Source organism: Bifidobacterium sp. LH_426, from assembly GCF_056356875.1.
Map to the genome: position 1 here is coordinate 19,203 of NZ_JBKEVB010000004.1, position 15,083 is coordinate 34,285.

General features: G+C 67.5%; 10 protein-coding genes. All 10 read right to left on the reverse strand.

Annotated features, from left to right (window positions below; genetic code table 11):
* Positions 1-37: 37 nt before the first annotated feature.
* Positions 38-1,501, reverse strand: coding sequence for a Maf family protein (locus tag AC1AYD_RS05230; RefSeq protein WP_476544795.1), 1,464 nt, complete (start codon positions 1,499-1,501; stop codon positions 38-40).
* A gap of 110 nt (positions 1,502-1,611) precedes the next feature.
* The gene (locus tag AC1AYD_RS05235) at positions 1,612-2,646 is read right to left on the reverse strand and encodes a homoserine kinase (protein WP_476544796.1); all 1,035 of its coding nucleotides are present in this window, start codon (positions 2,644-2,646) and stop codon (positions 1,612-1,614) included.
* Between the two features lie 15 nt (positions 2,647-2,661).
* Positions 2,662-3,978: a homoserine dehydrogenase gene (locus AC1AYD_RS05240; protein ID WP_476532607.1), complete on the reverse strand. Its 1,317-nt coding sequence runs from the start codon at positions 3,976-3,978 to the stop codon at positions 2,662-2,664.
* A 203-nt stretch (positions 3,979-4,181) separates the two neighbouring features.
* Positions 4,182-5,768: a diaminopimelate decarboxylase family protein gene (locus tag AC1AYD_RS05245; protein WP_476544797.1), complete on the reverse strand. Its 1,587-nt coding sequence runs from the start codon at positions 5,766-5,768 to the stop codon at positions 4,182-4,184.
* Between the two features lie 78 nt (positions 5,769-5,846).
* The gene (gene argS / locus AC1AYD_RS05250) at positions 5,847-7,691 is read right to left on the reverse strand and encodes an arginine--tRNA ligase (RefSeq protein WP_476544798.1); all 1,845 of its coding nucleotides are present in this window, start codon (positions 7,689-7,691) and stop codon (positions 5,847-5,849) included.
* Positions 7,692-7,955: 264 nt separating this feature from the next.
* Positions 7,956-9,362: an amino acid permease gene (locus AC1AYD_RS05255; protein WP_476544799.1), complete on the reverse strand. Its 1,407-nt coding sequence runs from the start codon at positions 9,360-9,362 to the stop codon at positions 7,956-7,958.
* A gap of 221 nt (positions 9,363-9,583) precedes the next feature.
* Positions 9,584-10,168, reverse strand: coding sequence for a hypothetical protein (locus tag AC1AYD_RS05260; RefSeq protein ID WP_476532611.1), 585 nt, complete (start codon positions 10,166-10,168; stop codon positions 9,584-9,586).
* 6 nt (positions 10,169-10,174) lie between these two features.
* Positions 10,175-12,601 (reverse strand): alkaline phosphatase family protein, encoded by a 2,427-nt coding sequence (locus AC1AYD_RS05265; RefSeq protein WP_476544800.1) that lies wholly within the window; start codon positions 12,599-12,601, stop codon positions 10,175-10,177.
* Positions 12,602-12,927: 326 nt separating this feature from the next.
* Positions 12,928-13,317: a Rid family detoxifying hydrolase gene (locus AC1AYD_RS05270; protein ID WP_034527123.1), complete on the reverse strand. Its 390-nt coding sequence runs from the start codon at positions 13,315-13,317 to the stop codon at positions 12,928-12,930.
* 140 nt (positions 13,318-13,457) lie between these two features.
* Positions 13,458-14,609 (reverse strand): glycerophosphodiester phosphodiesterase family protein, encoded by a 1,152-nt coding sequence (locus tag AC1AYD_RS05275; protein ID WP_476502739.1) that lies wholly within the window; start codon positions 14,607-14,609, stop codon positions 13,458-13,460.
* Positions 14,610-15,083: the final 474 nt, after the last annotated feature.

A 15,083-nucleotide genomic window follows, 5' to 3' on the forward strand; every position in this document is an offset into this window, starting at 1 on the left:
ACGGTCGCGGGCACGCGCCTACCGCAACGTGCCGCGCCTACCGCTCCCGATTCGCCGCGTCCGCGGCCAGCGCCCTGAGCCGTGCGTCGAAGCGCGGCCAGTCGGTCCTCATCGCCGTGAGGAGCTTCCGGTCCGGCACCTCGTCGATCGGCACCCAGGCGATCTCCATGCTTTCGTCGTCGTTCGCGCGCGGATGCACCTCGTGCCCCGGCTTCTCGAACGCGAACACGGTGGTGTACGCCCACGGCCCGTGGTCCTCGCGGTAGGAGCCGACCACCTCGATATCCTCCGGGGTGATGTTCGCCTCCTCGAAGCTTTCGCGCAGCGCGCCTTCAATCGGCGATTCGCCGTCCGCGGTCGCGCCGCCGGGGATGCCCCACGTGCCGCCTTCCGCCGACCATGTCGCGCGGTGCTGCATGACGACGTGCGTCACCTCGCCGCTCGTCCTGTCGCGGCGGGCGAGCAGCACGCCGGACGCGCCGTTCACGCCCCAATGCTTGCGGCCGCACGCGCAGTCCACCCAGCCATCACCCGGCTGGTGCACGTTCTCCTTCGGCGGGATCTCGTTGCCGTCCTTGTCGAGCACGCCCGGCAGGTCCTCGCCGCGCGCCACGTTCCACAGGTCCGTCCAGTCGACGCCGAGCTCGCCGACGAGACGACGAAGCAGCGGCAGGCTGATGCCGATGATGCCGTGCGGGTCGCCGTCGATCGAGTCGATGAACGCGCCGCCGAATCCTTCGAGCGTGAACGATCCGGCGACCTCCAGCGGCTCGCCGGTCGCAATGTAGCGTTCGATGTCGCGGTCGGTGAACTCGCCGAAACGCACGGTCGCGTGGCTCGCGCCGCGCGCGACGCGTCCGGTCGCGAAGTCGATCACGCAGTGTCCGGTCCACAGCTCACCGGTCGCGCCGCTCATGCGGCGCAGCCGTTCGCGCGCCACGTCGACGCTGTGCGGTTTGCCGTAGCATTCGCCGTCGAGCAGGAACATCGAATCACAGCCGACGATTAGTGGTCCGACGGTCGAGCGCGTCAATCCCGGCTGCAGCGCGATCACGTTGGAGATCGGCTCGGTGATGGTCGGCATGTCCACGCCGGAGAAATCACGCGTCGTGGCGATCTCGTCGCGCGAATAGTCGATGGTCGCGGGGTCGACGGCAGCGGCGTCGCCATCGCCGCCGGCCGCCGCGGCACGCGCGTCGGCGGCGATCACGCTCTCCGCACGCAACGGGTACGCGATGACGCGTTCGCCCGTCGCGGCCGACGCCGTGGCCGCGACGTCGCGATACGCGCGATGCACGGCCTCGGCCTTCGCGCCGGCGAGGATCGTCACGCGACGTTCGATGGTGAGATCGTCGACGGCGACGCCGGATTCGCGGGCCGCCGCCTCGAGCGCGGCCGGCTCGTCGACGTGCGAGACGCGGATCGTCGGACACACGCCCGCCGCATACAGCACGTCGCGGCGCGGCTTCGACTTCGATGCGAGAATCAGCGGAATGGACATAAAACTCCTTCGATACAAGCCTCCCTCTGACGAGGGAGGCGGCCGTGCCTCATCATGGAAGCCTCCCTCTGACGAGGGAGGTGGCGCGCGAAGCGCGACGGAGGGAGAGACTACCGGCGCACGACCTCCACGCCGGCGGTGTTGATGGGCAGGTGGAGGACGCGCCAATGCCCGGAGGCGAGCTGTTCGGCGGCGATCTCGTCGATGGCCTCACGCGCGTCGCCGTAATGCAGGACGAGCACGCACGGGCCGGCGCCGGAGACGGCGGCCGCATACCCCTTGGAACGGAACAGACGGATCAGCTCGGTCGACGGCGGCATGAGCGCGCCGCGGTACGGCTGGTGCAGCTTGTCCTGCGTGGCGGTGAACAGCAGCGCGTTCGCCTCGTGGCCGGCGTCGGAGCCCTCCCCCTCGGCGGCCCCGCCGGTCGTGGCGAGCATGGACGGGTTCATCGCGGCGGGCAGGAGCCCCACGCGCGAGACGTTGTACACGGCGTCCTTGTACGGCAGTTCGCCGGGCAGCGCCTGACGCGCCTTCTCGGTGGACAGTTCGTAGTCGGGCACGAACACGGCGGCGGTGATCGCCTTGTCGACCGGATAGTTGACCGTGTGGAAGCCGCCGTGCAGCGGGTCGCCGCCGGGGATGGCGACCGAGCCGACGCCCTCCGCGGTCTCGAAGTCCCAGGAGACGGTGAGACCGCCGAACACGGCGGGCGCCACGTTGTCCGGGTGGCCTTCGATCTGGGCGGCCATGTCGAAGATGGCCGGACGGTTGAGCGCGCCGGGCTGCGCGAACGCGGCGGCCGCGGCGATGCCGGCGACGATCGCCTCGGCGGACGAGCCCATGCCGCGCGCCTGCGGGATGTTGTTCGTCGCCTCGAGCGTGAAGCCGAGCCGGCCGAGACCGAACGTGGCGCAGGCGCGGCGGAACGTGGAGACGACGAGATGCGTCTCGTCGCGCGGCAGCGTGTCCTCGCCTTCGCCGTGGATGATGACGTGCGCGACGCCGTCGGTCGGATCGTCGTTCAGCGTGAACGTGAGTTCATCGTGGTAGTCGAGCGCGAGACCGACCGTGTCGAAACCGGAGCCGAGGTTGGCGCTGGTCGCCGGCACGCGCACCGTGACCTGATTGCAGATGGGATTCATGGTTTCCTCTGGGAATCAGTCGAGGACGCGCAGGATGGACGGCTGGCCGGTGACGAAGTCGAGGGCCTGGACGGCCTTGACGGTCTCGCGCAGGGTGATCTCGTCGGTCGCGTGCGTGACGAGGCGCAGCTGCTGGACCTCACCGTCATAGCCCGGGGCCTTGAGGGACGGCTTGAGATCCTGGTTGACGCCGTTGATCGACACGCCGTTGCGGGCGAACTCGGTGGCGATGGCGGCCAGCACGCCCGGCTTGTCGTGGATGAGGAAGCGCACGGCGAACGCGGCCTTCGTCGCGTTGATCGGCGCCTTCTTCAGGTCCTTGTACAGCGGGATGGACGGACCAGTGCAGCCGGCGGCGATGTGGCGGGCGACGGTGACGACGTCGCCGACGACGGCGGAGGCGGTCGGCGCGCCGCCGGCGCCGCGGCCGTAGAACATGAGGTCGTCGGCGGCCTCGGCCTTGACGAAGATCGCGTTGAAGGAGCCGTGCACGCTGGCGAGCGGATGGGTCTCGGGGATGAGCGCCGGGTAGACGCGCGCGGAGACGCCGGCCTCGCCGTTCTCGACGACGGCGAGCAGCTTGATGACCTTGTGCTCGGCGGTGGCGGCGGCGATGTCGTCGGCGGTGATTCTGGTGATGCCCTCGACGGAGACGTCGTCGATGGTGACGGCGGTGTGGAAGCCGAGCGTGGCCATGATGGCGGCCTTGTTGGCGGCGTCGTAGCCTTCGATGTCGCCGGTCGGGTCGGCCTCGGCGTAGCCCTTGGCCTGCGCGTCCTTGAGGACGTCGTCGAACTGGAGGCCCTTGACGGTCATCTCGTCGAGGATGTAGTTGGTGGTGCCGTTGACGATGCCGAGCATGCTCGTCACCTTGTCGCCGACGAGGGATTCGCGCAGCGGGCGCAGGAACGGGATCGCGCCGCCCACGGCCGCCTCGAAGTAGATGTCGACGCCCTTGGCCTCGGCAGCCGCGTAGATCTCCGGGCCGTACTTGGCGAGCAGCGCCTTGTTCGCGGTCACGACGGACGCGCCGGATTCGATGGCGGCGAGCACGAACTTGCGCGCCACGGTGGTGCCGCCGATCAGCTCGATGACGATGTCGGAGTTCGTGGCGACGCTCATCGTGTCGGTGGTGACGATCGACTGGTCGATCCACGGGAACCGCTCGGTCTCCTTCGGATCGAGGCAGGCGACGCCGGTCAGCTCGATGGGACGGCCGATGCGGGCGGCGAGCTCGTCCTTCTGCTCGACGATGAGACGTGCGGTCTGCGAGCCCACGGTGCCGGCACCCAGCAGTCCGACGCGGATGGGGGTTGCGTTCTGGTCAGCCACGGAAATTCCCTTCTGATGGACGGCGAGTCTACCCGTCCATCCTACGGCCTCTTTCCGACACGCAACCCCTCGGTCGCCATCCCCTGCTCCCCCTCTCAGGGGGAGCTGTCGCGCTCCGCGTTCATATTCGCTTGGCTCCCCCTCTCAGGGGGAGCTGTCGCGCTTCGCGCGACTGAGGGGGTATCGGGCGACCGCCCTCCGCCTCACTCGCTCACATCGAGCGCGAGCAGGTCGTCGATGGTCTGGCGGCGCAGCATCACGTGCGCGCCGTCCTCCCCCACGCCCACGACCGCCGGGATCAGCGCCTGGTTGTAGTTCGACGCCATCGTGCGGCCGTACGCGCCGGTGACCGGCACGGCGAGGATGTCCCCTCGCTTGAGGTCGGCGGGCAACCGCACCTCGTGCACGACGATGTCGCCGGACTCGCAGTGCATGCCAACGACGCGCGCGAGCATCGCCTCGTCGGATCCGCGGCGGTTGGCGAGACGGGCCGTGTAGTCGGCGCCGTACAGGGCGGGGCGGATGTTGTCGCTCATGCCGCCGTCGACGGACACGTACACACGTTCCGTAATCGGCTCGCCCGCCTTGTCCTTCGCGTCGCTCAGGTGCACGGGCTTGATGGTGCCGACACGGTAGAGGGTCACGCCGGCGGGCGCGACGATCCAACGGCCCGGCTCGAAGCTGATCGCCGGCGCGGGCATGCCGAGCGCGCGGTTGATACCCGTGACCGCCTCGGCGAGGCGCGCGAGCTCGCGGCGCACGTCCATCGAATCCTCGCCGTCCGTGTACGCGACGGAGTAGCCGCCGCCCAGGTCGACTTCGGGCAGCGTGTACGCGTCGGTCGCGTAGAACGTCTTGCGCAGCAGCATCATGCGCTTGGCGGCCTGGATGAACGCGTCCGCATCGTGGATGTTCGAGCCGATGTGCGAATGGATGCCGACCAGTTCGAGCGTGTCCTGATGACGGAGGATGTCCTTGAGCACGGCGAGCGCCGGACCGTCGGCCACGGTGCTCATCGCCTCGGCGAGCGCCTTGTCCGTCTCGGAGACCTGCTCGTGGCTCAGGTCGTACGGGTATTTCACGTCGTACTGCAGTTCGCGTTCGCCGCCGGCCGCGCCGTCTCGCTGCGTGAGCCGCGCGTTGGTCGCGGCCGGGGTCGCGGCGGTCGGTTCGGCGGCGAGCGTGTCGAGCACGCCGAGCACGCCCGCGTCCGCGCCGGCGGGCAGCAGCGGCACGCCGAACTTCTGGTCCTCGTGCGCGGTGGAGATGTATTCGTGGCCGCCCGCGTGGATGCCGGCGGTGACGCGCAGCATCACCTTGGCGCGCTTGCCGAGCTTTTCGGCGATGGCGGCGATGCGCGCCGGCTCGTCGGGCGAGTCGACGACGATCTTCGCGAAGCCTTCCTCGATGGCGAGCGCGATCTCCTCGTCGGACTTGTTGTTGCCGTGGAGCACGAGGCGGCGGCCGGGCGCGCCGGCGGCGAGCGCGATCCGCATCTCGCCCATCGAGCAGGTGTCGACGAGCATGCCCGCTTCGGTGACGATGCGCACGATCTCCTTGGAGAGGAACGCCTTGCCAGCGAAGCTCACGTGCGTGGTGGACGTGTGGAACGCGTCGGCGGCGGCCTTGACGAAGTAACGGGCGCGGTCGCGCACCTCGTCGGTGTCGATGAGGTAGAGCGGCGATCCGAACTCGTCGAGCAGGGATTCGGCGGTGCGCCCGTGGAAGGTGAGCGCGCCGGTTTCAGGGTCGACGGCCGAGGCGGCCGGCCAGATCGGTGTGATGGGCATGGAATCTCCTTAGGTTTCGTCTACCCCTCAGTCGGCTATGCCGACAGCTCCCCTGTCAAGGGGAGCCGGGGGGAACGATCACATCTTGTCCGGGGCGGAGACGCCGAGCAGGTCGAGGCCGGAGGCGATGACCGCCTGGACGGCGTCGTTGAGCTTGAGTCGGGCGGCGGCGCGAGCCGGTTCGGGGGCCTTGGCGATGCGCAGGGCCTCGCGTTCGGCTTCGCTTCCGCGCTCCTCGAGTCCGGTCAGGTCCATCGGCACGACGCGCTCCACGTTGTACCACTTGTGGTAGGTGGCGGCGAGGTCCTCGAGGTAGCGGGCCACACGGTGCGGGGCGCGCTTGTCGCCGGCCTCCTTGACGACGGCCGGCCACTGGGCGAGCGCGGCGAGCACCTCGCCGTCCGCCTCGGTGTCGAGCAGGCCGAGGTTGGCACCTTCCGTGGTGACGTTCGCGGCGGCCGCGTTGCGGTCCACGTTGCAGGAGCGCGCGTGCGCGTACTGCACGTAGTACATCGGGTTGTCGTTCGAGTGGGAGGCGAGCAGGTTCAGGTCGATGTCGACCGGCGAGTTGTAGTCGGTGCGCGCGAGCGAGTAGCGGGACGCGTCCACGCCGATCGCGTCGACGAGGTCGTCGATGGTGACGACGTTGCCGGCGCGCTTGGACATGCGCACGGCCTTGCCGTCCTTGAGCACGTTGACGAGCTGTCCGATGAGGATCTGCATGTTCTCGCCCGGCTTGTCGCCGAACGCCTCGCACATGGCCATCATGCGGCCGATGTAGCCGTGGTGGTCGGCGCCGAGCATGTAGATCGCCACGTCGGCCGGGTCCTGCGCGCGGTGGCGCTTGTTCCAGTAGTAGGCGATGTCGGCGGCGAAGTACGCGAATTCGCCGTTGGACTTGATGATGACGCGGTCCTTGTCGTCGCCGTGCTTGGTGGACGCGAACCAGGTGGCGCCGTTCTTCTCGTAGATGTCGCCGCGACCTCGCAGTTCGGCGATGGCGCGCTCCACCTCGCCGTCCTGGTAGAGGCTGTTCTCGTGGAACCACACGTCGAAGTCGACGTGGAAGTCCTTCATCGACTTGCGGATCTCGTCGAACATCATCGGCACGGCGCGCTTGCGGAACTCCTCGCGCAGCTCGGAATCGGATTCGCCGATCGGCTCGCCGTCCGCGTTGAGGCCCTGGTCCTCGTGGCCCAGCGCGGTCAGATCGACGCCGTCGGCCTTGGCCTCGGCCTCGACGCGACGGGCGATCTCGTCGATGTACGCGCCCTTGTAGCCGTCGAACGGGGTCTCGGTCTGGTAGCCCTGCGCGCCCAAATCGTTGTCGTGCGCCCAGGCGGCGACGAGGGACTTGGCGAAGCGGTTGATCTGCTCGCCGTGGTCGTTGAAGTAGTATTCGCGCACGACCTTCGCGCCGTTGGCTTCGAGCACGCGGGCCATCGAATCGCCGGTGGCGGCCCAGCGGGTGCCGCCGATGTGGATCGGGCCGGTCGGGTTGGCGGAGACGAACTCGAGGTTCAGGGTCTCGCCGCCGAGATGGTCGTTGCGGCCGAACGCGGAGACGCCGGCGTCGGTGCGCGGCGCGGCGAGCACCGCGTCGACGACGGCCGCGGCGGACGCGGAGTCGAGGGTGATGTTGATGAAGCCGGGGCCGGCGACCTCCACCTTGGCGATGCCGTCGGCGGCGGTGAGTTCGGCGGCGAACAGGTCGGCCAGGTCGCGCGGCTTCATGCCGGCCTTCTTGGCGAGCTGCATCGCGGCGTTCGACGCCCAGTCGCCGTGCGCGCGGTCCTTCGGACGCATGACGGCGAATTTGGCGACCGGCGGGATGAGGTCTTCGGTGAGCTGTCCGGCCTTTCCGGCGGCGACAAGCTCGTGGGCAATACGCGAAATGAGTTCGCTCAACGCTTCAGGATTCATTCTTCCAAGAATACCGACCGCGCCGACGTTCCCCCCGTCCATCGTCATCATCGTCCCTCCCAAGCCGACCGGCGCAAGAAATCCCGGAAAACATCCCCGTCATCCCGGATTTCTTGTACTGACCGTCTCCCAGCACAAGAAATCCCGGAAGCCGACCCACATTCCCGGGATTTCTTGCACTGACCACGTCTCAGCGCAAGGAATCCCGGACGATACGGATTATTCCCGGGAATTCTTGCGCTGCACCGTCACGACACCGCAACGTCACCGACCAGTGGCGCTGCCGCGCCGACGTTCCAGCAGATGGTAGCCGCCGTAGCACAGCGCGACGAACGGGACCATATAGAACAACGTCGAACGCTGCGTCTCGTCGAGCACGACGAGCACCAGCGCGCCGATGCACATCACGATCGCCATCCACGGCAATACCGGGAATCCCGGCGCACGGTAGCCGAGCTCCTCCGCCGTATGGCCGCCCGCCTTCCACTCACGCCGGAACCGCAGGTGGCACACGCATACCGAAAACCACACGACCAGCGTCGCGAGGCCGGAGACCGCGACCAACACGAGATACACGGTGGACGCGGCGACCACGGACGACAGTAGCGCGAGCAGCGAACCCGCCATCGAGAACAGCACCGCCCACACGGGCACGCCGCGGAAGTTCGTCTTCGCGAACCGCGCCGGAATCAGACGCTCCTTCGCGAGCGACCACACCATGCGCGAGCACACATACAGACCGGAGTTCGCGGCCGACAGCACCGCCGTCAACACGACGAAGTTCATCACGTCGCCGGCGAACGGCATGCCGATCGACTGGAACACGAGCACGAACGGACTGGTCTCCACGCCCGCCTTGTGCCACGGGATCAACGCGGCCATCACGAGGATCGAACCGATGAAGAAGATCGCGAGGCGCAGCACGGTCGTGTGCACGGCCTTCGGAATCGCGCGCGAAGGATCCTTCGTCTCGCCGGCCGCGACGCCCACCACCTCGGTGCCGGAGAACGCGAACACGACGGTGAGCAGCGTGGAGAACACGGGCGCGAAACCGTTCGGGAACCATCCGTCGGCCGTGAAGTTGCCGAACAGCGGCGCATGCGCGTAGCCGGCGATCGGGATCGCGCCGAAGATCGCGAGCAGGCCGATCACGATGAACGCGACGATCGCGAACACCTTGATCGACGCGAACCAGAACTCCGCCTCGCCGTAGAGGCGTACGGACAGGATGTTGAGCGCGAACACGACGGCGATGAACACCGCCGACCACACCCATGCGGGGCTGTCCGGGAACCAACGTTGCATGAGCAGGCCCGCCGCCGTGAACTCGCTGGCGAGCGCCACCGCCCAGTTGAGCCAGTAGAGCACGGCGATCACGAACGCGGTGCCGGGGCCGATGAAGCGCTTCGCGTACATGTGGAAGCTGCCCGCGTACGGCATCGCGACGGACAGTTCGCCGAGCGAGACCATCACGCAGTAGACGAGCACGGAGCCGACCGCGTACGCGAGAATCGCGCCGAGCGGGCCGGCCTGGTGGATCGTGTAGCCGGACGAGACGAACAGGCCGGTGCCGATCACGCCGCCGAGCGAGATCATCGTCAGGTGGCGCGACTCCATCTTGCGTTCGAGGCCGTTGTCCTGTGTGTCGTCGGAATTGCCGGCGTGGGCCATGCTGGGACTCCTTATATCATCCGTGTCAAGTCGTCATGCGGCGACTACCGTATGATACCAACGCCCGCACCGTGGGGAACGCGGCCTCCGACGGAACGACGAGGCCGGCCGGACGCCCGATTGGGGAGTCCGGCCGGCCTCGGTCGATCATTCAGTCGATTTCAGTCGATTTCAGTCGATTTCAGTCGATTTCAGTCGACTTCACTGGATCTCGATTGAGATCAGTCGATCTCCAGGATGAAGTCCCAGCCGGCGGCCGAATCGCCGCCGTCGGGACGGAACCGCAGCAGGCCTTCGCCGCTGGGCGTCGTCGTGCGGAGCGTCACCTTGACCTTCTGCCCGGGAGCGAGGCTCTTGGGCAGGGCGGGCGTCGGGATGAGCACGTGCGTGGCGCCGGCGTTGTCGAGCACGTCGAACACGGCCTTGTCGAGGGAGACGGCCTTGCCGCCCTTCGCCGCGGTATTGGTGATCGTGACGGGGAACGAGGCGGGGACGGCCGAATCGTTCGTCTTGCCGGTGGACGGGTAGCTGGGGCCGCCGATGTCGACGCGCACCTCGCCATCACCGACCTTGACGAGCACCGGGCTGCCCGGGTAGGACAGCGCCGGATTGCCGGTCGTGCCGCGGACGGTCTTCACCGTGCCGTCGGTCTTGGGCAGGTAGCTCGGCATCGAGCCGATGCTGTCCGCCACGGACTGGGACGAGGCCGACGAGCTGCCTCCGCAGGCGGCCAGCGAGGCCGTCATGGCGGCCACGCTGAGGAGAATCGCCGCGATTCGCAATGTCTTGGTCTTGCTGCGCATCATGCCTCCTTATCGCGTTCCGTGGCGACGGCGCAGGACCAGCGTCACGCCCGCGACGACGAGCAGGACCACCACGGCGCCGGCGATGCCGGCCACCGCGGCGCCCGTGCGCGACAGGCCGTTGCCCTTGGCTCCGGCCTGCGCGGCGGCGTTCGCGTTCTGGTGCTTGCCGGCGTTCTGACCGGACTGACCGGACTGGTTGCCGGCACCGGACTGATTACCGGCGTTGTTGCCGTTGTTATTGCCATTGTTGTTGCCGTTGTTGCCACCGTTGCCGCTGTTGTCGGAGGCGGCGTTGGTGAACACGTCGGTGCCGAACGGGGTGAGGCCGTCCTGCGCGGCGAAGCCGAGGTGGCCCTTGCCGTCGAGACCGCCGCTGACGGAGCCGGCGGTCAGCGGCTTCGTATCGGTGCCCTTAGAGACCTGGAAGATGTCCTCCATGGTGCGCAGCCACGAGTAGTGGTTGTAGTTCGTGGTGGACACGGTGCCGGGCTTGATGAGCGGGGAGATGAGCACGGAGCCGGTGGCGCCGCCGCCGGGGGTGGCATCCTGCGCGTCGAAGGTGGACAGCGGGGATTCGCCCTCGTTGAGGTGGCCCGGGATGCCGAGCGCGGAGAGCGTGACCTTGGTCACGGCCGCGGTGGTCTGCAGCGGGTTGCCCTGCTGGTCGACGATCTTGAAGGAGGAGTCCACGACCGGCTTGGAGTCGTCGGTGTTCGGGCCCTCGTTCACGACGGAGCCGACGTAGGCGCCGTCGGGGATGCCCTCGCCGGTGACCTTGCGGCCGATGTCGGTGACGTTCACCGAACCCTGGATGGTGTCGGTGCCCGCGGGGGCGCTCACGTCGAGGTCATCCGCGCCGGAGAAGCCGGAGCTCGTGTTCTTGGCACCGGGCACGCAGTTGCTCTTGTCGGCGTTCACCAGATCGGCGTCCTGCGGATCGTCGCACGACGGCGGACGGGTGATGTAGCCGTTGTCGCCGGAGCCCGGGTAGAGCTGGTTGCCGTTGGCGTCCTGCGCGAGCGGGGTGTTCGGGCCTTCCGGCTCCCAGTTGACGTTCTGGCCGTTGATGTTCTGGCCGGCGAGATCGGCCTGGATGTAGTTCTTGGCCATCGGGCCGGGCTGCGGGAAGGTGCCGGCGGAGTACTGCTTGTAGCCTTCCTGGAAGTCCTTGATGGTGGGGACCTGGTACTGGTAGCGCTCGTTCTTGGCGGCGTCCTTCGCGACGTCACTGTCATCGGTGGCGTTGTTGAACGACATGCCGTAGAACGGCGGGTTCGCCTCGTCGAACGTGATGTCGATCAGGCCGCCGTCCTTGAACGCGTCGGAGCGTTCGATGAGCGGGACGTAGTAGCGCAGCCACAGGTCGGCCGCGTACAGGCCGCCGGTGTGGTTCTTCGGCGCGGTGTTGAGCGGCTTCGTGTAGTCGGGCTGGAGGTTGTCGTCGAACAGGCCGGACATGTTGTTGCCCTTGCAGACCGCGTCATGCGCATCGGAGCAGTTGTTCGGCGTGATCCAGTTGAACGCCGGAACCTGGTCGGCGGGCTTCTTCAGGTCGGCGATGAGGCCGTAGTTGGCGTCGTCGAGGTTGGCGATGTGGTTCTCGTCGGTCATCGTGCCGCCGTTGGCCGGCTTGGTCAGCGAGTCGTTGCCGGTGTTGTCGTCGCCGATGATGGAGTGGAACCACGGGAACGGGAAGTGCTTGGCGACGTACTGGTCGTTGGCCTGGGCGCCGGTGAACGAAGTGATGCCGTTCTGCTTGTCGGTCGCCGAGGGCGTCATGGTCTTCGGGTTGTTGGTCGGGTCGTTCTCGCGGGTGCCGGGCGCGCCGCCGAGGCCGTCCTCACGGCCGGGCTGGTTGCGCAGGTCCTGCGCGTAGCCCTTCCAGGTCTTGCCCGCGGCGTCGAGCTGGTTGAACAGCGTCGGGGCGTCCTTCGGCAGGGTGCAGCCGTTGTCGCCGTTCTTGGCGTTCGGGCCGGCCGGGGACTTCACCTGGCCGTAGTTGTCGTACTGGCCGAACTGCTTGTCGCCGGTGTGCTCGGTGATGATGTCGGAGTTCTTGCCGAAGTCGAAGTTCCGGACACCGCAGTCCTCCTGCAGGTCCTTCGACGTGGCCTGGCCGGAGACCAGCGTGATGTAGTTGTCCATGCTGTAGTGGCCGGTGCCGTAGTAGTTCGTGAGCAGCGCGCCCTGGGCGGGGAGTTCCTTCCACAGGTAGCTGTTCTGGTTCAGTCCGGTGAACGTGGCGTCATACGACTTGTTCTCGAGGATGATGGTCCACACGTGCTTGATCTGGCCGGGCTTGAGTCCGGTGGACGTGATGGTGGTTTCGGAAGGCTGGGTCGACGGGTTGTCATTCGCATAGGCCGCCGGGGTGGTCAGTGCAAAGCAGCTCGCGGCTACTAGAGCGGCGATGCCCGCTCTTCTCATATACATATATGCAGATTGCATATTCCCCACGTTAGGTTTCGTTAGCGCTCCCACGCCGACCTGAGATGAACTTTAGGGAACGTTGTGATAACAACGCTAATTGTCTTAGCGATTTCTGAGAATCCTTGGGTTTTCCACGCGTATCGACATGTCATCACCGGATACACGTGACAGTGCCGCCGACCGCCGCGCAAGCCGGCGAAACGACGGGAGACCCGCCCGGAACATCGTCCGGACGGGCCTCCGACCATGCGTCGCTACGCATGCACGTTACGCGTCACGATTCGTGCGACGCCGCACGCATCCCTCGAATCACACGCGCGATCAGCCGATCACAGCACGGCGATCGCGTCGATCTCGACGAGCGCGCCCTTCGGGATGTCGTTGCCGCCGAACGCGACGCGCGCCGGCTTCACGGAGCCGATGAACACCTCGGCATAGCGGGCGTCCACCTCCTTGAAGTCCTCCACGTTCTTCAGGTAGATGGTGGCGCGCACGACATGCTCGATGCCGGTACCGGCCGTGTCGAGGATGTGCTTGATGTTCTTCAGCGCCTGCGCGGCCTGCTCGCCCGCGGTCTCGCCCGCGAGCTCGCCGGTGGCCGGGTCGATGCCCAGCTGGCCGGACACGAACACGAAGCCGTTGGCCTTGACCGCCTGGCTGTACGCGCCCAGCGCCGCCGGCGCCTCGGAGGTCGCGACCGCTTCCATCTTTTCGCTCATGATGTGCTCCTCTCGGTTGCCTGCTCGCCCGATGCCGCACGAGCGATTACGCAGCAGTGTAGTGAGCGCACGTGTCGCCGCCGTGCGTGATGCCCGTCATGCGGTCACACGGTCACACGAGCGGCCGCGCGGCCATATCGTCATGCGATCGGCCGCGCCCACGGCACCGCGTCGCCTCGCGCCCCGGCCCGAGCCCCGTCGCCCATGTCACGCCCGTCGATGCGCACCGCGTGGCGGTCGACCACGTGGTCGAGCCGCCGCGCGCTGTCGCCGAGCACGCCACTCGCCCCGAGCCTCAGGCACCGGTTCGCCTCGCGGTAGTCGCCGCTCACGCCCGCGTAGACGGGCATATCGTCCCGTGCGGCGCGACGGGCCACACGCGGGTCGAGCCGGTTGCCGCGCATGACGACGAAGCTCGCGCCACGCGGCCATTCGATGCGGGCGTGCCCGGCCGGGCTCACGCACTTGCCGACCAGCCAGCTCGGGTGCGCGCGATGGACGAGTCGGATGGCGGTGTCGTCCGTGGACATGAGCATCACGCGGGACGCGAAGTCGTGGCGTTCGATCTGCCGTGCGACCGCCTCGGTGACGCGCGGCGCATGGCGGTCATCGGTCTTGAGATGCAGCAGCAATCCGAGATGGTCGTTCGTATGCTGCGCGGTGAGGATCGCCTGCGCGAGCGTGGGGATATGGAAGGTCTCACCGTTCTGGCGCATCGGCATGTGCTGCAGTTCGTGCGTCGGCATGGACGAGACCGGCACGTCGCGCCCGTCGGCGGACAGTCGTCCGGTGCGTTGGTCGTGGAAGACAACGGGAGTGCCGTCCGCGTCGAGACGGATATCGATCTCGGCGTAGTCGGCGCCGCGCGCGCCCGCGTTGGCGATCGCGTGCAACGAGTTCTCGGGTGCGGAATCGTCGCCGCGATGAGCGATGGCGAGCGGCCGCACCGTCCACATGTCGCGCGAGTCGCGGGCGGCCTGCGTGCCGGCGGCGTCCCGCGAGAACGGATCGGCCGTGGGCGCAACGCCGAATCCGTCGAACGCCCCGTGCCCGAACAATCCCGCGACGCCGGCGATGACGCCGGAACCGTCCAGTCCGTCGCGTTCGCGACGACGCAGGTTCGCGGCGGCCGCACCGCCGATGACGAGCGCGAGCGCGATGGCCAGGATGACGAGATGCGCGATCCAGCGATGATGGGGAGCCGACGCGGAATCCGCGGGATCCGCGGGATCCGCGGACGGCACGGACGGCGACTGCTCGCCCACGGCGGACGATCCCTTGGCAGCGGCCACTCGGGTCACCGTTCCACCACCCATGTCCTCACGGACATCACGAGTTCCACGGACGTCACGGGTGTCACGAGCCCCACGGGTCACGTCGTTCCCGCCGCGATTCCTCGATTCCTGCTTTCCCATCACACACCTCCTGCTGGTTGAAGCAGGATTCATTATGCGCCCGCCGAGTGGGAGCCATGCACGATTTCATGGCCTCCTCATGGTTATCTCAGGGAAAATTCAGGGTCATTCTCTAGGCCTCGTCATCCGTGAGTACATGCCGATTAACGTACGAACCTGCGAAGTCCGAAGACGAACCTGCGTGATTCGACGTCCAACCTGCATGATTCGAGCACGAACCTGCAGGATTGTTATCCGAACCTGCACACCACCCTTCAGTAGGCACCCGCCGCAGACGTCCATCACGAACAATGAATCGGCCATATTCCAACAATCCTGCCAAGGCTCCGACACGATGAAGCCCCATTCTTC